The 19,610-nt window shown below is 41.9% G+C and carries 15 protein-coding genes; 13 read left to right on the top strand and 2 right to left on the bottom strand.

The annotated features are described in order from the left end of the window. Positions 1-12 precede the first annotated feature (12 nt). The 5 genes from I588_RS18465 to sdaAA all read left to right on the top strand — a co-directional run bounded on the left by I588_RS18465 (position 13) and on the right by sdaAA (position 6,703). A complete protein-coding gene (locus I588_RS18465; protein WP_010758375.1) occupies positions 13-2,328 on the top strand; it encodes a helix-turn-helix domain-containing protein in 2,316 nt (771 codons plus the stop codon). A gap of 157 nt (positions 2,329-2,485) precedes the next feature. After that, the gene (locus I588_RS18460) at positions 2,486-3,703 is read left to right on the top strand and encodes an MFS transporter (RefSeq protein WP_010758374.1); all 1,218 of its coding nucleotides are present in this window, start codon (positions 2,486-2,488) and stop codon (positions 3,701-3,703) included. Then, positions 3,703-5,136 (top strand): amidohydrolase, encoded by a 1,434-nt coding sequence (locus I588_RS18455; protein ID WP_010758373.1) that lies wholly within the window; start codon positions 3,703-3,705, stop codon positions 5,134-5,136. The genes I588_RS18460 and I588_RS18455 overlap by 1 nt, the downstream gene beginning before the upstream one ends. 19 nt (positions 5,137-5,155) lie before the next feature. After that, on the top strand, positions 5,156-5,821 hold the full coding sequence (gene sdaAB / locus I588_RS18450; protein WP_010758372.1) for an L-serine ammonia-lyase, iron-sulfur-dependent subunit beta: 666 nt from the start codon (positions 5,156-5,158) through the stop codon (positions 5,819-5,821). A gap of 12 nt (positions 5,822-5,833) precedes the next feature. Next, positions 5,834-6,703, top strand: a complete 870-nt coding sequence (gene sdaAA / locus I588_RS18445; RefSeq protein WP_010758371.1) for an L-serine ammonia-lyase, iron-sulfur-dependent, subunit alpha — start codon at positions 5,834-5,836, stop codon at positions 6,701-6,703. A 166-nt stretch (positions 6,704-6,869) separates the two neighbouring features. Here sdaAA and I588_RS18440 read toward each other — a convergent pair whose 3' ends face one another. Next, positions 6,870-7,895, bottom strand: a complete 1,026-nt coding sequence (locus tag I588_RS18440) for an LLM class flavin-dependent oxidoreductase (RefSeq protein ID WP_010758370.1) — start codon at positions 7,893-7,895, stop codon at positions 6,870-6,872. Between the two features lie 141 nt (positions 7,896-8,036). After that, on the bottom strand, positions 8,037-8,369 hold the full coding sequence (locus I588_RS18435) for a hypothetical protein (protein WP_010758369.1): 333 nt from the start codon (positions 8,367-8,369) through the stop codon (positions 8,037-8,039). A gap of 269 nt (positions 8,370-8,638) precedes the next feature. Here I588_RS18435 and vanC point away from each other — a divergent pair, with 269 nt between their 5' ends. The 8 genes from vanC (at position 8,639) to I588_RS18395 (ending at position 19,394) form a co-directional block, all read left to right on the top strand. Next, positions 8,639-9,700, top strand: coding sequence for a D-alanine--D-serine ligase (vanC, locus tag I588_RS18430; RefSeq protein WP_010758368.1), 1,062 nt, complete (start codon positions 8,639-8,641; stop codon positions 9,698-9,700). Further along, positions 9,669-10,250, top strand: coding sequence for a D,D-carboxypeptidase/D,D-dipeptidase VanXY (vanXY, locus tag I588_RS18425; RefSeq protein WP_010758367.1), 582 nt, complete (start codon positions 9,669-9,671; stop codon positions 10,248-10,250). Before vanC ends, vanXY begins: the two co-directional genes overlap by 32 nt. Then, positions 10,240-12,351 carry a membrane-bound serine racemase VanT gene (gene vanT, locus I588_RS18420; RefSeq protein WP_010758366.1) on the top strand — a complete coding sequence of 704 codons (2,112 nt, stop codon included), beginning with the start codon at positions 10,240-10,242 and terminating at the stop codon, positions 12,349-12,351. Before vanXY ends, vanT begins: the two co-directional genes overlap by 11 nt. A 31-nt stretch (positions 12,352-12,382) precedes the next feature. Continuing rightward, the gene (gene vanR / locus I588_RS18415; protein ID WP_010758365.1) at positions 12,383-13,072 is read left to right on the top strand and encodes a VanR-ABDEGLN family response regulator transcription factor; all 690 of its coding nucleotides are present in this window, start codon (positions 12,383-12,385) and stop codon (positions 13,070-13,072) included. Further along, complete coding sequence (locus tag I588_RS18410) at positions 13,062-14,138, top strand: sensor histidine kinase (RefSeq protein WP_010758364.1); 1,077 nt, start codon at positions 13,062-13,064, stop codon at positions 14,136-14,138. Before vanR ends, I588_RS18410 begins: the two co-directional genes overlap by 11 nt. Positions 14,139-14,450: 312 nt before the next feature. Continuing rightward, positions 14,451-15,119 (top strand): TetR/AcrR family transcriptional regulator, encoded by a 669-nt coding sequence (locus tag I588_RS18405; protein ID WP_010758363.1) that lies wholly within the window; start codon positions 14,451-14,453, stop codon positions 15,117-15,119. An 18-nt stretch (positions 15,120-15,137) separates the two neighbouring features. After that, on the top strand, positions 15,138-17,528 hold the full coding sequence (locus I588_RS18400) for an ABC transporter ATP-binding protein (protein ID WP_010758362.1): 2,391 nt from the start codon (positions 15,138-15,140) through the stop codon (positions 17,526-17,528). Positions 17,529-17,540: 12 nt separating this feature from the next. Then, positions 17,541-19,394, top strand: coding sequence for an ABC transporter ATP-binding protein (locus tag I588_RS18395; protein ID WP_010758361.1), 1,854 nt, complete (start codon positions 17,541-17,543; stop codon positions 19,392-19,394). The last annotated feature ends 216 nt before the right edge of the window (positions 19,395-19,610 follow it).

The following is a 19,610-nucleotide window of genomic DNA, read 5'->3' as shown; positions in this document are numbered from 1 at the left end:
GGAGTGAACGTGATGGCCACTACTGGAAGATTCCCCTTTGCTATTAATGGCATCATTGGACGGCAATGGACGTCAAGCAGCGACAGCAATTTGCGCATTCTATTTGGTATTCGAGGCGGCTGGCAAATTCTTACGGAGGAAGTCACGTATGAAATGTCCGCAGAAGATGTACTGGTTTTAAATGCTTTTCAAACGGCACAGATTAAGGCCACCAGTTCAGACTCGGCTCTTTTCTTAATCGAAATTTACCGAGAAGAAATCGAAAATCAGCTAAATATGCAATGGACCCCAGTTTTTGATTGTAATTCAATGGCCAAGAATCCATTCGCTTACCAGGAAAAAGAATTTAGCCAGCTTAGGGAAAAACTGCTGGCCTGTCTGGCAACCTTTTATGATTTAAAGGAGCAAAATCAGTTTGCCGTTTACGAAAAATTTTTCAGTATGCTGAGCTTTCTTAAAAGCCATTTCCAGAAGGCCGATTTTCAGATTCCAGCAGCTTATGACGAAAAGATTCAACAGGTCTTAACCACAATTCATCTAAATTATATGAAGCCGTTGACCTTGCAGCACATCGCTGAGGAAACCTTCTTGTCCTATCATTATCTATCGCGCAAGTTCAAAGAAGAAGTGGGTGTCTCGTTCAAGGAATATCTAACGACTTATCGTTTAAAGAAGGCGGCAAATGCTTTGCGAATTTCAGAGCAGTCGGTTTTAAAGATTGCTTTGGAAAATGGCTTTACCAATAGCAAGGCCTTCCATTTAGCCTTCAAAAATTATTATGGAACTACGCCAAATGAGTATCGCCATCAGCAAGCTTCCCAGACGCTCGAAGTCAGTAACAAAATGAAGCAAACTGCCGATGACTATGAGCTTTTGGAGATTGAAGCAGCCATGCTGGTATTATCCAATTTTATGGTGCAAAAGGCCCCAGAGGAGTTTCTAGAGCCGAAGAAGTTAGAACGACAGATTGCTTTAAATAAACCACTAAAGCCACGAAGTACGCTGCCGAAGATTTTAAATATCGGTCATTGCAGCAATTGGCTGCGGGGAGATACGCAGCAGGCGCTTTTGGAGACCTGTCAGGGAATAAATTTTGAGTATCTGCGTTTTAGCGATGTATTGATTGAAACTCAGCTCATCATCGACACCTTTGATATCTTACACAACCATGCGCAAATGTGCCGGTTGATCAGCTTTGCGATGGACAATCACTTGACGCCGATTATTCATTTTAAGATACCTGAAGATAACCAGATTGATTTCTCAAAGTGGCTGGAGCCTCGGTTAAAGGTTCTTCAGCGCTTGGTGGATGAGTTTGGGGTCATTTCGAATACGTGGCATTTGGAGTTTGACCTTGATCCGCTGCCCGTCAACTTAAAGGAAAATTTCCTAGTATTTTACCAGCAAATGCAGCGAGTGTTTGAGCAGCCGACGATTGGCTTAAACGTAGGCGCTTTGTATCGTTCGCCAGTTGTTGATCAGTTAGAAGCTTTTTTAGCTGATTTGAATGAACAGCATTTAACGATTGCTTTTGTTGATTACCGCAGTGATCCTAGCAATGACTATTTATGGGATGAGCTTCCTCAGAACTTATTGAAGGATTACCAAGAATATAATTTGGCAACGTTGAAGCCTTTGCTGGAAAAATACCAGTGCAGCGAAAAAGTTTTCCTTAGCGAATGGAATACTTTGATTGGTAAAGGAACCACTTTACGAGGGACCTTCTTCCGAGCAGCCATTATGCTGAAGGATCTGATTTATTTAGCGGCAGAAATTGATGGTATTGGATTTTGGCTGAACAATAGTATTCAGTTAAATAGTCCAGAACAAAGTCTTACTGGGCAAAACCGCTTAACCTTATACGTGGGGCACCAGTTGAAACGGCCAGCTTTTTTCGCCCTTCAGATGTTTGATCGAATCAAGGGCTCGGTTGTGTATCAAGAGGAAGCTATTTATCTGACACAACAAGGGCAGACACACTATCTGCTGCTGTTAAATCCGGCTTATTTTAATCCGGCGATGAGTATCGATGAGACCTATATGATGTATCAATCGCAGCAGATCAAATTAGAGCTGCTGCATCTGGAGTCAGGCACTTATCAAATCAATACCTATACGTTAGATAAGGATCATGGCGGGATTTATAATGAGGTTCTAAAAACCAGTGGGCTGGAATTAGTGGATCAGGAAGCAACTGATTATTTAAGGCAAGCAATCCTGCCGCAATTAGAAATTTCACGTATCGAGGTTGCTGAGCATCTGACATTCAAAGAGCTTCTCAGCTTTAATGCCTGCCGTCTTATTCAAATAAAGCCGTTGCACAAGTAAAAGTGTAACGGCATTTTTTGTCTTTAAAAATATTTTGGTCAAAATCCAGCAAATAAATCTTATTTATGAGATAAAATCTGCAACTCTTTGTGAATCCGCTTTCTTTATACTTGAGGTATACCAAACGGGGCCCTAAAAAAATAAAGAGGTGTAGTAGATGGACAGAAAGGTTCAAGAAACAACTGAAGTATCTGCCGTTTCTAAAAAAAGCGGTGTCGGCATTGTCTTCGCATTAATGGCAGGCTATTCCATGGTTTATATGGATAAGTCGATGGTTTCCACAGCAATTATTCCCATTTCACAGCAGTTCAACTTAGATTCTGGTCAAACGGGATTGATTATGTCGTTTTTCTTCTTAGGTTACTCCTTGATGCAAATTCCTGGCGGCTGGCTTGCTGACAAGATTGGTGCCAAAAAAGTGCTGATGCTGTCGTTAGCAATTATTTCTTTCTTTTCTTTTGCTTTTGGCATGGTCAGCGGCTTGATGCTGTTTATGATGATTCGTTTTTTTGCGGGTGTTGGTCATGGCGGCTATCCACCAAGTGTTTCGAAAGCCGTTGCTAATAATTTTCCCCAGGAACGCCGGACGTTTATTCAATCCATGATTTTATCAACTTCAGGGATTGGCGGAATATTAGCCTTTACTCTAGGCGCAAATCTGATTAGCCAAAGCTGGCGCTTAGGCTATATCGTTCTAGGCAGTTTGTTTGCGGCAGCGTTTATCTTAGTTGGTATTTTTGTACCAAAGGATCTGCAATTATCCAAGAAAGAGCAAGCAGCCAAAATTTCCTTTAAAGAAGTTATTGCCAACCGGAATGTGCTGACCTTGTTTGTTGCAATGCTTCTATTGAATTTCCTGCTTTACGGCAACATCTCTTGGCTGCCAACTGTTTTGGCACAAAAGTTTAGTTTAGAAATTACTCAAGTTGGCTATTTACTGGCGGTTAATGCAATATTCCAAACAATCGCCACCATGTTCGCCGGAGTCCTGCTGTCAAAATTATTCTTAGGCAAAGAAAAAATCTTCATTCTAGGAGCAACAGTTATTTCAGCAATTTTTGTTGTCGTGTTTGTTTTATCCAGTAATTTAATTGTAGCGATGGTGGCCTTGATTCTGCTAAGTATGATTTCAGTATCCGCCTTTACCGCTATCTTTACATTGCCGCATAAAATTATGGACGGTTCAATTATCGGATCAGCTATCGGGATCATCAATACCGGTGGTACACTGGGCGGCTTTTTAGCACCAATGATTTTAGGTCAATTAATTAACCTAGGCGGCGGTTCATTCACGATTCCATTCGGATTTATGGCATTGGCAAGTATATTGTGTGGATTAACCGTATTAACATTAAAAGATAGGAGTCAAGAATAATGACAAATCCCAAAGAACAAATTTCGCAAATGATTGAAGCAAAGCGTGACAAATTTATTGCAGCCGCGGATCGTATTTGGAGCACGCCAGAAACGCGTTTTGCTACCGAAAAATCAGTTCAGCCCTTTTATGAAATTTTAGCTGAGGAAGGCTTTGAAGTTGAAAAAGGCTTAGCCGATATGGATCATTCCTTTGTCGCAACCTATGGCTCGGGCAAACCGGTTATTGGTATTTTGGCTGAATATGATGCATTAGGCAACTTAAGTCAGGTTGCTGATCTAGGAGAGCAAAAAGCCGAAGTTCCTGGTGGCAACGGACATGGCTGCGGGCACAATTTATTAGGAACGGGCGCTTTAGCAGGCGCTGTCGGGATCAAAGATTATCTTGCTGCCAATCAGCTGGAGGGCACCATCAAATTGTTTGGTTGCCCAGCTGAAGAAAGCGGCTATGGGAAGGCATATATGGCTAGAGCTGGTTTATTCGATGGATTAGATGTAGCTCTGTCTTGGCATCCATGGGATATTAGCGGGGCCTGGTCCATTAGCAGCCTAGCGGTTTATCAAGTGTATTACCACTTTAAAGGAATCTCAGCCCACGCAGCTGCCGCACCTGAACAAGGCCGCAGTGCCTTAGATGCAGCTGAGCTGATGAATGTGGGTGTCCAATTCTTACGAGAGCATATCATTGATGAGGGTCGTGTACATTATGCCTTTACCGATGCCGGTGGTGAATCAGCGAATGTCGTACAGCCAACAGCAAGCTTGTATTACTTTATTCGAGCACCAAAAATTGAACAGGTGGAGGAAATTTATCAACGGGTAAACAAAATTGCCCAAGGTGCTGCAATGATGACTGAAACCGAAGTAACGATTGATTTTGATTCTGCCTGCTACAACTATTTACCAAACCATGCAGTGACCACAGCAATGTACGAAAATCTTTTAACTGAAGGAAAAATGAACATAGGCCAAGCAGAGCTGGATTATGCGCAGCGCTATTACGACAGCTTAACCGATGCTGCAAAACAGGCCTTAGTCACTCGAGCAAAACAATTTGCACCTGAAGCAGACGAAGCAGAAATCCAACGCTTAGGTTCATTACCAATCGCTGAACAAATTCAGCCGCTGGTTTTCTCTGGTGCTACTGCCGGATCAACGGACGTGGGGGATGTCAGCTGGGTTTGTCCAACTGCTCAAATCTTTATCGGCTGTGAACCGCAAGGAACCCCTGCTCACAGCTGGCAATGGGTAGCCAATGGCAAATCAGCTATTGCTCATGAAGGCCTACTAGCTGCAGGCAAAACAATTGCTGCCACCGCCTATGATTTGCTGACCAAACCGGAATTGGTTCAGCAGGCCAAAGAAGAACATCAAAAAACATTAGCTGGTGAAGTTTACAAATCGGCCATTCCAGCTGAGGTTTTACCAAGATAATTAAAAAAGGGGCTTTTCAATGGAACAATTAAAGTATTCGAGTATTTTCGATATCATCGGCCCCATCATGATTGGTCCCAGCAGTTCGCATACTGCTGGGGCTGCTCGTATTGGGAAGGTTGTACGTAAAATTTTTGGTGAACGGCCCGATACAGTGGATATTTATTTGTACGAATCCTTCGCTAAAACCTATCGTGGACACGGCACCGATATTGCATTAGTGGGCGGCTTGTTAGGCATGGAGCCAGAAGATCCACGCCTCAGTGATTCTCTGAAAATTGCTTATGAAGCAGGCATGGAAATTCTATTTGTACCCAAGCAAGAAAAAGCTGAACACCCTAACATGGTGCAGCTAAAGTTAACCCGTGGTAATCATGTCTTAACCGTTACTGGCATTTCGATTGGCGGCGGCAATATCCAAATTTCTGAAGTGAATGGCTTCAAATTGTCATTATCCTTGGGCATGCCGACTTTTGTTATTGTGCATCAGGATGTACCCGGAATGATTGCTCACATTAGTCAGCTCTTCTTTGATGCTGAAGTGAACATCGGTACGATGTCCGTTTCTCGCGAAGCAGTCGGGGAAAAAGCGATCACCGTCATCGAGACAGATGAACGCAACGAAGCAGTCCAAAACAAAATCAAAGCGATCGATTCAGTATTTAGTGTTTCTTATTTCGAATAAAGGAGGATTTCGGTGTTTTACAGTATTGAAGAGCTGGTGGAACAAAGTCAGGACTACGAGAATATCAGCGAGCTGATGATTGCTACCGAAATCCAATTAAGCGGTCGTACACGGGAAGAAATTATTCGTTTGATGGAGAAAAACCTAGTAGTGATGGAACAGTCCATTGATGAAGGAGTAGCTGGAGTTAAGTCGGTGACCGGACTAACCGGTGGCGATGCGACGAAACTAAACAGCTACCTAGATTCAGGAAACTTTCTAAGTGGTGAAACAATCTTGACGGCGGTGAGAAATGCGATTGCTGTCAACGAAGTGAATGCAAAGATGGGCCTAATCTGTGCCACACCAACAGCTGGCAGTGCCGGTGTTGTTCCAGGCGTTTTAATGGCCTGCCGCAAGCGCTTAAACCTGAGTCACAGCCAACAACTCGAATTCCTGTTTACTGCTGGTGCCTTCGGTTTAGTCATTGCCAACAATGCTTCGATTTCTGGTGCAGAAGGCGGTTGTCAGGCAGAGGTAGGTTCAGCCAGTGCAATGGCTGCGGCTGCCTTGGTTCAAGCCAATGGAGGCACCCCGCATCAAGCTGCTCAAGCAGTCGCGATTACTTTAAAAAATATGATGGGCTTAATTTGTGATCCAGTCGCCGGTTTAGTAGAAGTTCCCTGTGTGAAGCGCAATGCTTTAGGCTCTTCACAGGCTTTCATTTCAGCAGACATGGCATTAGCCGGTATTGAAAGTGTCATTCCACCTGATGAAGTCGTCGAGGCAATGTACCGGGTGGGGCGCCAAATGCCTAGCATCTTCAAAGAAACAGCAGAAGGCGGATTAGCAATGACCCCAACGGGTCAAAGGCTGGCGCAGGAATTAATGGTTAAGGATTAGAAGTAAACAAAGTATCGGAGTTTGTTGTCTTGAACAATAGGCTCGGGTGCTTTTTTGTTTGAGCTAATTATTGGAAAGACTGAATACTTTTGCTTTGACTTCATCTATTCAGAGAGAGAAGGACGACAAAAAAAGCCAGCCTAACATGCAGACTAGCTTAATTTATCTATCTCCAGGCCAACTCAGGGGCAATATCTTTAACAATTGATTCAAGCAAATGCATATTGTATTCCACGCCTAACGTATTAGGAATGGTAACAAGTACAGTATCGGCTTCCTTGATTGCTTCATCCTCTGCCAAATCCTTTGCAATCTTGTCTGGTTCGCCAGCGAAGGTTTTACCGAAGATGGTTGGGTTTTGGTGATACGCCAAGAAGCCAACTTGATCATAGCTTCCTTCGTCCTGATGTCCAAACAGTCGACGATCAAGATCGTTGGTGATTGGTTGAATGGAACGTGTAACCAATGTTCGCGGTTCGAAGTCATGTCCGGCTTCTTTCCATGCTTCCTTAAAAGCCCGCAATTGTTTAGCCTGCTGTATATGGAAGGGCTCATTGGTTTCATAGTTCACCAAGGTGGAGGATTGTAGATTCATCCCATGCTGAGCAGCCCAAACGGCAGTCTGTGTCGAACCAGCTCCCCACCAAATTCGTTGACGCAGTCCTTCAGAATAAGGTTCCAAACGCAGCTTACCAGGTTCCTGTGGAAACATTGGCTGTGGATTTGGTTCAGCGAAACGTTCGCCCTCCAGCAATTTCAAAAACTCCAACGTCCGTTCCCGGGTAATATCTTTGATTTCTTCTTCACTATAGTCATAGCCAAAATATTTCCAGCCATCCAGCACTTGCTCTGGTGAACCACGACCAACGCCCAGCTCCACCCGACCTTGCGTAATAATATCAGTAAGGCCAGCATTTTCTGCCATCATATAAGGATTTTCGTACCGCATATCAATTAATCCAGTACCGATTTCAATCTTATCAGTTTTCGCACCAATAGCTGAAAGCAATGGGAAAGGAGAACCAATTTGATCCGCAAAATGATGCACGCGATAGTAGGCACCATCAATTCCGATCTTTTCGGCCTCAACTGCTAAATCAATTGATTGCAGATAGGCATCCTTCGCTGATCGCACGATAGACCCTTCAAAGTCCATCCAATGACCAAAGCTCAAAAAGCCGATTTTTTTCATAGTAAAAGCCCTCCTTTATGCTAAGTAAAATTACTTACTTTTAATAAGCTAAAGTGATTCTACTACCTTTAAGGATAAAAAGCCAATAATTGTTCTCGAAGATTTGCTGACTATGCTAAATTCTCGTTATGCTTTGAAGGTTTAGTTGTTGTTAACGATCTTCTGAATTTCTTCTGCTAGATAACGGATCAGGTGAGGTGCATTGTGACGGAAGTCTTCGATAAAAGAAGCAGAAAGACTAGGAATCGTGCCAACTTCCTTATTCATGATGTCGAAAATCACTAACCGTTTATCTTCTGTTTGCCAGGCCACTTTCCAATAAGGTCCCTCCAGATCGCCATCTAAGATTTGTTGGCTATTTTCCAGTACAGACTCCCGAATGACTTTTTCCTCAGAAGTTTCGTTACCCTTTTCGATTAAATAGTTTAGCTTTTCTTGGACTTCGTGCATATTTTCTGGGACTAAAGAATACATCGTCTGGTTCTCCCTTGCTCATAGATTTATTTTATTTAGTTATACGCATATTCCCAAAAATCCGCAAAGGAAAACGCTTGGCAGGGAAGAGTTACTGGAAAATCAAGTTTAGCCGCTTCTGAAGGTGGTGCATATAGATACTTTTTGTAACGAAGAGTACTGGAAAGAAATTATCATAAATTCGTAAGATTTAAAAAAGGATTTATTAATAACTCAGTCGCCCATTTTTTCTATGATTGTTAGTAGATAAACGCAATGGAGGTAGGAAAATGAAAAAAGTGGCCATTCTTTTTGGCGGTGTTTCTGCTGAGTATGAAGTCTCATTAAAATCAGCGGCGGCAATTATTGAAACGCTGGCATTTACTGAGTATGAGGTAGTAAAAATTGGGATTACTGAAGCTGGAAGCTGGTACTTGGTTGAAGGAACAGTAGACGAGATAAGAAACGATACTTGGTTGTCAGCTGAGACGTGTAAAGAGGTAGCGGTTGATTTTGATCAAAAAGGGTTTGTTTTAACGGATAGTGGAAAACTACTTAAAGTCGATACGCTATTCCCGGTTTTGCATGGCGGATATGGTGAAAATGGAGCGATGCAGGGACTGCTTGAAATGATGGATATCCCGTATGTTGGATGTGGAGTAGCAGCTTCGGCTATTTCCATGAATAAACGAATGCTGCATCAATTTGCTGAAACATTAGGGATAAAAAGTACACCCAGTATAATTGTCCAAAATGAAAAGGACCGAGCTAAGCTTGAAAGCTTTATTGAAGTACATGGCTTTCCGTTATACATCAAACCAAATGAAGCCGGTTCTTCTAAGGGAATCAGCAAGGTAAATGAAAGAAGCGAGCTCTCACAAGCATTACGTGAAGCGGCTAAGTACGACAGCCAGCTGCTTATTCAAAAGGAAGTCAAAGGCATAGAAATCGGCTGCGGGATTCTTGGCAATGAGGAATTAATTATTGGCGAATGCGATCAAATCAGTTTAGTCGATGGTTTTTTTGACTACGAAGAAAAATACAATTTAGTAACAGCAGAAATTATACTGCCCGCAAAGATACCGCTAACTACTAAGAAAAAGATTCAGGACGATGCCCAAAAACTGTATTTGTCACTGGGATGTACTGGCTTAGCAAGAATTGATTTCTTTTTAGCTGAGGATGGGGCAATTTTATTAAATGAAATTAATACAATGCCGGGCTTTACTGCTCATTCAAGATTCCCCATGATGATGAAGGAAATAGGGCTGGACTACAAAGAAATGATAAAAAAACTACTTACTTTGGCGGTGGAAAACCATGAAAAAAAACTATTTAAAGCTTGTAAATAAAGACCATAAGATTCAGGACTACGAACGCCCTAAACAGCTTGTTCAAGCACCTTTTGCCAAGGAGGGGATCTTGTTAGATCCTCTTGTGGCCAGTCAATTAGAAAAGCTGCTTAAAGAAACCGGATTAGAAGGGCAGGTTAAGGTGATTGACGGGTACCGGTCAAAGCAGACCCAGCAATCACTTTGGGAAGACACGATTAAAGAAAAGGGAATGGTGTTTGCTAATAAATACGTGGCAAAGCCTGGATGCAGTGAACACGAGTTGGGACTTGCTGTAGATGTAGGTCTGGCAGCGCAAATGAATGACTTCATTTGCCCAAGCTTTACAAACAGCCCAGTGGTTGATAAGTTTCTAGCGAATATGTCAGATTTTGGGTTCATTTTAAGGTACCAAAAAGGGAAAGAAAGTATTACCAATATTAGTTACGAACCTTGGCATTTTAGATATGTCGGCACTCCCCACAGTTCTATTATGCTTCAACAAAATTGGGTTTTAGAAGAATACATCGAATTTCTGCATTCATTTGGAGCAACAGCCAATGAAGCATAGAAATAGAGGGATTGATGTATTTCGCATAATAGCGGCTTCTATGGTGGTGGCAATCCATACTTTTCCTTTTCAATCAATCGCTCCGCGTTTAGATGAGCTTATCACGCTTACCGTTTTCCGAGTAGCTGTGCCGTTTTTTCTAATGACAACTGGTTATTTTGTCATGGGAAAACTATCCGTAGATCCATCGTATACGAATATGGAAAAAACCAAAAAGTATGTTGGCAAAATTGGGTTGATCTATTTAGGAGCAATCGTATTGTATTTGCCGCTTTCGTTTATAAATGGGACTCTCTCGCTAAAAACCAATTTATTTACTTTTTTTAAGCTGCTTCTGTTTGATGGAACCTTTTATCATCTGTGGTATTTCCCAGGACTTATGATGGGAGTCGGTCTGACCGCTTTACTGATTAAAGCTCTGAAGTTCAATAAAACCTTTGTACTATCTATTTGTTTGTACTTAATTGGTTTGGGAGGGGACAGCTGGTACGGAATCGTTGGTTCCAGCCCTTTAGTCGATAAATTTTATGGGTTTTTGTTTATTTGGATGGAGTACACTCGCTCAGGTCTCTTTTTAGTGCCTATTTTCCTGTGTTTAGGAATGCTGATCTATCGCCAGCAGGAATTTTTCCAACACCTAAAACATATAAATCTGCTGCTAGTACTATTTTTAATAGGGATGCTTGGCGAGAGTACCATTCTTCATCAGTTGACGAAAGTTAGGCACGATAGTATGTATCTTTTCTTGCCGTTGTGTATGCTTTGCTTGTATGTGGTGCTGCTGAAGTGGCAGCCGAAGATCGAAATAAAAAGTGCCGCTAACTTGTCTTTATTGGTGTATATTCTACATCCGATATTGATAGTCGTTGTTCATTTTCTAAGTAACCATCTTCTGTTCTTGAAAAACAGTGTACTTAACTATATCTTAGTACTAGCTGGCAGTTTGGTGGTAGCTCAGATTCTGGTGTATTTAATGGACAGGTTGAGTGCTAGGAAAAAGCCAACTGCTACTCCTCGTGCTGTCAGAAAAATATCTAGGCAAGCTCTTGGTCATAATCTGGCTGAAATTAGAAAAATACTGCCTAAGCAAACTAAGATTATGGGTGTCGTAAAGGCCAACGCTTACGGCTGCGACATGGTAACCATCGCCAAAGAGCTGGAAAAAAATGGCGTCAATTTTCTTTGTGTAGCCACTATCGATGAGGCCATTGTATTAAGAAAAGCAGCTGTTCAAGCAGATATCTTATTATTAGGTTATACTGATCCGGCTCGTATCAAGGAAATAAAGAAGTACAATTTAATCCAATCTATTGTAAGTGAAGAGCATGGAAGAAAATTGAATCTAAAAAGAATTCCGATTCGCTGTCATTTGCAGGTTGATACGGGAATGCACCGTTTAGGCTTAGCTCCTGAGGCAAAAACTATCCAATCCTTTTACCGACTGAATTATCTGCAGATAGAAGGAATCTATTCACATTTAGGCTCCTCTGATTCATTGGAGGAGGGAGCCGTTTTACGAACCAAGAAGCAGCTGGAGCTATTTACCAAAGTGTTAAATGATTTAAAAGAAGCCGGTATTTCCTATGGCTATACACACATTCAAAGTAGCTACGGTCTACTAAATTATCCAGAGTACCACTTTGATTTTGTTAGAGCAGGAATCATCCTTTACGGCTTTTTAAGCGATAGCAGTTCTCCAACGAAAATTTCCTTAGATTTGAAACAGGTCGTACAAATAAAAGCAGCCTTGGTTCTAAAACGCTCAGTCTCAGCAGGTGAATACATTGGTTATGGCTTAGAGACTCGATTAGAAAAGGCTGCGACAATTGGAGTTGTCAGCATCGGATATGCAGATGGCATTCCTCGAGCATTATCAAATCAAGGATTTATGTTAGAGTTTAAGGGCCAGCAGTTAAGACAGCTAGGGAATATTTGTATGGATATGCTGCTTGTTGATTTAACTGAAATAGAAGCGATTGCGGTAAATGATGAAGTAACAGTCCTCCCTGACATTGAAAAAACAGCCGTTGAACAAAAAACAATTACCAATGAAATCTTGAGTCGTCTAGGCACAAGATTAAGCTCAGAAATACATGGATGACTACTAAATAAAAGGTGATGGAGGGAAATGTATGGCTAAGGTTCTACTATTAGATGATGAAAAAGAGATTATTGATCTTTTAAGTACATTACTGACTAATGAAGGCTATGAAGTCTATAAAGCAATGACTGGTGAAGAGAGCCTGGCGATTGTCAAAGAAACTGCGATTGATTTAGCTATTTTAGATGTGATGCTGCCGGATGTATCCGGCTTTGATGTGTTGCAAAAAATCAGGGAAACGCAGTTTTTTCCAGTCTTGATGCTAACTGCTCGCGGGGCTGACTTGGATAAAATTAGCGGCTTATCCATGGGAGCAGATGATTATATTGTCAAACCCTTCAATCCCTTCGAAGTATTGGCTCGAGTGAAAACTCAATTACGAAGATACCAAACCTATAATTCTGATCGCCAACCGGCCACTGATGAATATGAACGAAATGGTCTTGCTGTATCCGGCAACAGCCGTAAGGTCTTCTTATATGATGAAGAAATCAAATTAACGCCGATTGAGTTCGATATTCTCTGGTATCTCTGCAAAAACGAAGGACGCGTGGTTCCATCAGAGGAGCTTTTCGAGCAGGTTTGGCAGGAAGATTATTTGGAAAACAACAACACTGTAATGGCTCATGTTGCCAGAATTAGAGAAAAAATGCATGAAAAGCCAAGACAGCCCAAGTTCCTAAAAACAGTCTGGGGAGTGGGGTATACAATTGAGAAATAAAAATAAGCTGACCATTCAAATTACTAAAAACTATTTTTTTACGATGTTTGCGGTTACGGCTATTCTAGTGGTCGTTCCTTTAGCAGCTAAAATGTTCCTTTCTCTTAGGGTCTGGCATGGGGATGAGTTTATTTATCCTGTATTGCATGTATTCAATCGCTTCTTACCTTTGTGGGTAGTAGGCATCCCCTTCGCATTTTGGTTTTTAATTACCTACATCTTCTTTAAAAAAATCATGAACTATTTGGAAGAAATGCTGCGAGCGACTAAAATACTCATTGAGTTTCCAGAGGAAAAAGTCAGATTGAGCGATGAGCTTTACGAATTTGAACAGGAAATCAATCAAATTAGGGAAGAAAGCATAAAAGATAAGCGATTGGTAAAGGAAGCGGAAAAAAAGAAAAATGATTTATTGGTTTATTTAGCTCACGACCTGCGAACTCCCTTAACTAGTATTATTGGGTATGTTTCCTTGTTGCAAAATGAAACGTATAGTGAGTTAGACGATAAGAAGAGTAACGAATACATTCAAATCATTTCCGATAAAGCCTATCGCCTCGAAGGATTAATCAATGATTTTTTTGAAATTGCCAAAATCGGTATGAATGGTGAAAAAATTTCAAAGGAAAGAACCAATTTGAGCTTGATGATTGCTCAAATTACCTCAGAATTTTTACCTCTCTTCGCTGAAAAGGGCTTGGAGTGGGAGCTGGAAATAGCAGAAAACAGCTATGCTGAAGTCAATGTCATCAAATTTGAGCGCGTGCTGGAAAATGTCATCAGAAATGTCTTGGCTTACGCACCTAGTCATACAAAAGTAAAATTAACGTTAGCTAACAAAGAAAATCAAATAGAGCTGTCAATCAAAAATCAAAGCGAAGCTCTGTCACCAGAAGTGCTGGAACAATTATTCGACCCATTTTTTAGAGCAGATCAAGCAAGGAATACGAAAACCGGAAATGCCGGCTTAGGCTTGGCAATCGCCAAGCAAATTATTGAAGAACACGGTGGTAAGATAGCTGCTAAAAATGCGGATGGGTACTTCGAGATCATTCTGACAATTTAACAGAATAGGAAAAATAGAAGACTGGTTATTCACCTGGCTTTCATCGGCTGCTAAGAAAACGTTCTTAGCAGTTTTTTTGTCGACCGGACGGATTTTACAGAAGCAGTCCTTTGCAACCCTTACCAAACTTAGTATCAAAGCCTTTCTGACTTTTCAAGGGCTGAGTGTTTTTAAAACAGCTAAAGTTTTTTAAAAATTACCAGACAAAACACTTGCATCTGGAGGGAAAGAGCGTATAATGACACATTGTCACATGACATCGTGTCATTCGTTTTTTTAAGACGTATTTTATTAAGTTAGGAGGGAAAGATCATGCCTAAAGAAACCTTTTATCACCTGTCGGAGAAGAAGAAGCAGCGCATTATGGATGCAGCGAAAAAAGAGTTTTCCCGCGTGCCGTTAGCCGAAGCGTCCATCGCACAAATTATCAAGGATGCAGGGATTCCTCGCGGCAGCTTCTATCAATACTTTGAAGACAAAGAGGATTTATATTTCTATTATTTTCAAAGTATGCGCAGAAACTTTCAGCAGGAACTGAACCTGGCGATTGAACAGGCCGAAGGAAGACTATTTGAAGGCTTTGAGCTTTATTTTTCAAAAATGGTCAAGGAGGTTCTTCAAGGAACGAATGCAGCCTTTTACAAAAATATGTTTATGAGCATGGATTATCGCTCTTTTCATAAGGTTGCACCGCACTTTGGAAAAAGGCCTCACGCCTCATGTCCGCCAGATCAGCAGCACAAAAAAGATCTGCAGGAATTTTACGACAGAGTGGATTTATCCCTTTTAAAAGTAAGTAATCAGGAAGAGCTGAAGCTTTTAGTCAAGATGCTGATGCACATGGTTTTTTCAACGATTGCAGAAGGTTATCGGCAAATGAAAGAAAACGATGACCATTCGATTGATGAAGTCATGAACGAGTTTACGCTGAAGTTAAATTGGTTAAAAAACGGCGCCACCAAAAAGCCGGTAAACGAATAGACAAGGAAGGTAATAAACGTGAAACTATTTAAATATTTACGCAAATACTGGTATGCCATCCTCGCGGCGCTGATTCTATTAGTCGTTCAGGCCCATAGTGATTTGACATTACCTAGTATCACATCTGATATCGTGGATGTAGGGATTCAACAAGGGGGCTTGGAAACAGCCACCCCAGAGAGCATTCGCGAATCCACACTTTCAGCCATCGAGCTCTTTATGACCGATGAGGAAAAAGACACGATCAAAGAGAACTATCAGAAAACGACTGAAAAAGTAGATGGAAAAGATGTTGCCGTCTATGAGCTGCACTTAAAAGATGGTATGACGAAAGAAAAGTTAGCCAAAATCTTTGAACTGCCAATGTTCATGCTGGCTACCTCTCAAGCAAAAGAGTCCAAGGATGGACAAGCAGCTAAAGAAATTTTAGATGAATACAAGCAATTAGGTACCGAAGGCAAGCAAGCCCAAGAATTAGGCAAAGAAGCTCAAGACTTGGCGCAGGAAGCCCAAGAAGCGGGAGCAGCAGCACAAACCGCGGCAGCTTCTGGTGATCTAGCCACTGCCCAAGCTAAAGGTGCGGAAGCTACTCAAAAGGGTGAAGAAGCCCAAGCCAAAGGTGAGCAAGCCAAATCAATCGGTGATTCCATCAAGCAAACCCAAAACGAATTACCTAAAAAAGTCGAAGACGCTCGTAAAGAAACAAAAGACGGTCTAGGCGATACTGGACAAGCTTCGCTGAAAACAGTCGGTGTTCAATTAACATTAGCCGAATACAAGGCACTTGATAAGGATACGAAACAAATTCAATTGAACTATATGATCAAACGAGGAACCGAAATGCTGATTCTAACCTTGATCTCAGCGGTAGCAGCCATTTTGGTTGGGCTAATCGCTTCGCTGGTTTCTTCTTCCGTTGGTAAAAGTCTGCGGGTGGGTCAATTTGACAAGATCCTGCAATTTTCCAATACGGAGATGGAGAAATTCTCACCAGCATCCTTAATTACCCGGAGTACCAATGATATCCAACAAATTCAAATGGGGCTGGTAATGACCATTCGACTCGTGCTGTATGCACCGATCTTAGGAATCGGCGGGGTGTACCAAGTGTACAAAACCGGAACCGGCATGGGCTGGATTATCGCACTAGCAGTTGGCTTAGTCTTGGTTTTAGTCTTGACGCTATTAGGCTTCACGATGCCAAAATTCAAGAGTCTGCAAAAGCTAGTTGACCGAGTGAACTTGGTTTCTCGGGAAATCATTACAGGTCTACCAGTTATTCGCGCCTTTTCTCGTGAAAAATACGAAGAAAACCGTTTTGATGTTGCCAACACGAACTTGATGAAAACACAAATGTTTGTTAACCGCAGCATGTCCATCATGATGCCAATTATGATGCTATTAATGAACGGAATTTCCGTCTTGATCGTTTGGGTTGGGGGACACAATATTGATTCTGGCCAACTTCAGGTTGGTGATATGATGGCCTTCATCACTTACACCATGCAAATTGTTATGGCCTTTATGATGCTGTCAATGGTTTCCATCATTCTGCCTCGTGCCAACGTTTCAGCAGGCCGGGTAGATGAAGTCTTAGAAACCGAACCAACAATCATTGATCCAGAACAACCACAAGATGATCATGACTTTAAAGGACAAGTGAAATTCGAAGGGGTAACCTTCCGTTATCCAGATGCTGGCGAAGATGTGCTGCATCATATCAATTTCACGGCTAAGCCTGGAGAAACCACGGCCTTAATTGGTTCGACTGGTTCAGGTAAATCGACCGTAGTTAATTTGATTCCACGACTTTTTGACGTAAGCAGCGGCCGAATCACTATTGATGGGGTCGACATTCGTCAAATGAGCCTGCATAAGCTACACGACCTGATTGGTTTTGTTCCACAAAAAGGTGTGCTGTTCTCTGGTGACATTGAGTCGAATATCAAATTCGGGAACGTCGAAGGCATTTCCGATGAACAAATGAAAAAGGCTGCTGAAATTGCCCAAGCCGAAGAATTCATTAATGACAATGAAGCGGGCTACGAACGTCAAATTTCTCAAGGCGGGACCAACGTCTCTGGTGGACAAAAGCAACGTCTGTCTATCGCTCGCGCATTGGCAAAAGATCCAAAAATCTTGATCTTTGACGACTCACTGTCTGCCTTGGACAACAAGACCGACATTGCATTACGCCGTGCCTTAGCTGAAAAAGTCAAAGGCATCACGCAAATCATTGTGGCTCAAAAAATTTCTACGATCCTTCATGCCGATAACATTATTGTATTAAATGAAGGCCGCATCGTAGCTCAAGGAACCCACGATGAACTGATGGAAACATCACCTGTATACCAAGAAATCGCTTCTTCACAGTTGAGTAACGCCGAATTAGGCTTGGAAGCAGAATAGGAGGGGAAGGAAATGGCAGAAAATAAACAGCAACGTCCGCAAGGCGGACGTGGACCAATGGGCGGCGGCCGAGGAATCGCTCCAGGCGAAAAGGCCAAAGACTTCAAAGGTACCATTAAAAAACTAGTCTCCTATATAGCAAACTATAAGATCCCCGTCTTCTTCGTCATGATTTTTGCGGCGGCATCGACTATTTTCAATATTTGGGGACCAAAAATCTTATCCAAAGCCATCACCGAATTATTCAATGGCCTGATTAAAAAATATCAAGGCACCGGTGATATCAATTTCGATAAGATCGGACATATCCTGCTCTTCATGTTGGGACTGTACTTAGTCGCTTCCGCTTTCGGAATCATGCAAGGCTGGATCATGTCAACCATTACACAAAAAATCACGTACCGCATGCGGAAAGAAATCTCTGAAAAAATCAACCGCATGCCAATGAACTACTTTGAAAGCCGGACAACCGGTGAAGTCTTATCCCGTATCACCAACGATGTGGATACGTTAGGACAATCATTGAACCAATCTGTTACTCAGCTGATTACATCGACCTTCACGATTATCGGGGTTATTGTCATGATGTTATCCATCTCCGTACAGATGACGGGAATTTCAATTTTGATTGTACCAATTTCTCTACTATTAATTACCATAGTTATTAAGTTCTCTCAAAAACACTTTAAGACCCAACAAAAATATTTAGGTATGATTAACGGTCAAGTCGAAGAAACAGTTGGTGGCTACAACATTGTGCATCTCTTCAATGATGAAGAAAATGCCTTAAACGAATTCAAAAAGCAAAATGATATCCTGTTCAAATCCGCTTGGAAATCACAATTCCTTTCTGGATTGATGCAGCCAATCATGAACTTTGTTGGTAACTTAGGTTATGTTGCCGTAGCGATTATCGGTGGGGTTTTAGCCTACAATGGAACCATCACAGTTGGTGATATCCAAGCCTTTATCCAATACGTTCGTAACCTGACCCAACCAATTGCTCAGTTAGCGCAAGTTTCTAATATGCTGCAATCTATGGCAGCCGCGGCTGAACGTGTCTTTGAATTCTTGGCTGAAGATGAAGAAGCCCAAACGGTCGAAAACCCAGTCAAAATTGGCAAAGTCAAAGGTGAAGTCGATTTCGAACATGTTCAATTTGGTTACACACCAGACAAAATTATTATTAATGACTTTAGCAGTCACGTTGAACCAGGACAAACCGTTGCCATCGTTGGACCAACCGGTGCCGGCAAGACGACAATGGTTAAACTGTTAATGCGTTTCTACGATGTCAATTCCGGGGCAATCAAGATCGATGGTCACGACATCAGAGACTTTAACCGCGCAGATTTACGCGAAAATATCGGAATGGTCTTACAGGATACCTGGTTGTTCAAGGGAACCATCATGGACAATCTCCGCTACGGAAGACTCGATGCCACCGACGAAGAAGTTTATGCAGCAGCCAAAGCCGCTCATGTAAACCACTTCATCGAAACCTTACCTGGCGGCTACAATATGGAATTGAACGAAGAATCATCCAACATCTCTCAAGGACAAAAACAACTGTTGACGATTGCTCGGGCCATCTTAGCAGACAAACCAATCCTGATCTTGGATGAAGCAACCTCTTCTGTCGATACCAGAACGGAATTACTCATCCAACAAGCCATGAACAACTTAATGGCTGGCCGGACATCCTTCGTTATCGCTCACCGTCTATCGACGATTAAGGATGCAGATAAGATCCTTTACATGCAAGACGGCGATATCAAGGAACAAGGAACACACGAAGAACTACTAGCCAAAGATGGTTATTACGCTGCATTGTACAATTCACAGTTTGATGAATTAGCAGGGTAGAAAATAGTCGATAGAAGTCAGTGAAATGGCGCAACTCGTTCATTTCACTGGCTTTTTTTGATTGTTTAGGCTTAGACTTGTTCTTATCGGAATGTTTGAGATAAGACGGATAACAAATCTGAGCACGGAATTTTACTTACTAATAGTAAGATGTTATGGTGAACGTAAGAAACGAATAACGAACGTTCGATGGCGTTATTCCATACAGGAGGTTTT

The organism is Enterococcus pallens ATCC BAA-351 (assembly GCF_000407485.1).
Taxonomy (GTDB): domain Bacteria; phylum Bacillota; class Bacilli; order Lactobacillales; family Enterococcaceae; genus Enterococcus_A; species Enterococcus_A pallens.
This window is presented reverse-complemented; position numbering and strand designations above follow the sequence as displayed.